Source organism: Terrabacter sp. P5_B1 (assembly GCF_056400505.1).
The window spans coordinates 1-965 of record NZ_JBFULD010000590.1 but is presented as its reverse complement, the minus strand read 5'-3'; the positions used below and the strand labels follow the sequence as shown (position 1 = coordinate 965).

Sequence of the window (965 nt, the reverse complement as noted above, 5' to 3'; positions counted from 1 at the left end):
GCGTTGCTGGTGAAGACTTGCCGGTAGGCCCACTCGGTGGCCAGGGTTCGGTTGAACCGTTCCACCTTGCCGTTCTGCCACGGGCAGTGCGGCTTGATGAACTTGTGCGTGGCCCCGAGCACGGTCATCGCGTTCTTGACGTCGGTGCTGCGGCGGTAGCTGAAGTGGTTGTCGGTGATGACTCGTTCGATCTGGGTGATGCCGTGGCCGGCGAAGTGTTCCGCGGCGCGCAGGATGAACGCGGCGCAGGTGGCGCCCTTCTCATCGGGCAGGATCTCGCTGTAGGCCAGGCGGGAGTGGTCATCGACCATCGAGTGCACGTAGTCGTAGCCGATCCCGCGTCCCCGGACCTCTTCGCTGCGGCCGTGGGCACGCCACCCSCCGCCGTCGGGGATGCGTCCGATCTTCTTGACGTCGACGTGGACCAGTTCGCCGGGGCGATCGCGTTCGTAGCGGACGGCGGTGGTCTTGCTGGAGCGGATCACCTCGCCGGTCAGTGGGYCCAGGTTCCGCAGGTACGGCGCGTGGTGGCGGCGGAGGACCCGGCTGACGGTGCGTGCTGGCAGGCCCAGCTCGGGTCCGAGCCAGTCCTGCCCGCGCCGGTGCGTGTCCCGGGCCGCGATGACCTGGGCCTCCACCGCTGCGGGCGTGCGGTGGGGGCTCGAGTGGGGTCGCGAGGACCGGTCGGCCAGCCCGGCCTCGCCCTCGGCGTCGTAGCGTGCGACCCAGCGGTGCGCGCACTGCCGCGAGATGCCCATGGCCTTCGCGGCATGAGCCACCGCCCAGCCCTGGCGGCGGACCCGATCCACCAGCAGACGACGGCCATGGACGTTGAGACGGGCGTTAGCGTGGGACACGAGAACCTCCGGGCGGTGCGGGACGTAGACACTCCTCACCTCACCCGGAGGTTCTCCTCATCGTCAACGCCTACCTGTCACCAACGTCCAGGCCGAGTACAGAGTACA

At 69.1% G+C, this 965-nt stretch carries 1 protein-coding gene; it reads right to left on the bottom strand.

Annotation, left to right across the window (positions count from 1 at the left end):
* On the bottom strand, window positions 1-857 hold an 857-nt coding region (locus AC1DP0_RS22245; protein ID WP_478088812.1), incomplete at its 3' end, for an IS481 family transposase.
* Between the last annotated feature and the right edge of the window lie 108 nt (window positions 858-965).